At 31.4% G+C, this 245-nt stretch carries 1 pseudogene; it reads right to left on the reverse strand.

The features are described from left to right. A pseudogene (locus IDG63_RS14580) lies at positions 1-127 on the reverse strand (ABC transporter ATP-binding protein); the annotation flags it as partial. Positions 128-245: the final 118 nt, after the last annotated feature.

Below are 245 nucleotides of genomic sequence, written 5' to 3' on the forward strand. Positions count from 1 at the left end.
GACCTAGTAAACCTACTAATATATTAATTTTACGTTTATTCCCACCAGACAATGTAGATACTTTGGCAGACGTATCATCAAAATTTAATTGCTGTAAATATTCGTTGATAGTTGTATCGTTAATTGGCCAAGATCCTTTTTATCAAAATGTTTTAGAGGACAAGCAATGGGCTTATACCTATTATTAAAACGAAAAAATCCCAAGTTGCGTATGATATCGTAACTTGGGATTTACTGTATTATCT

This window comes from Staphylococcus sp. EG-SA-14 (assembly GCF_017151935.1).
Lineage (GTDB): Bacteria > Bacillota > Bacilli > Staphylococcales > Staphylococcaceae > Staphylococcus > Staphylococcus aureus.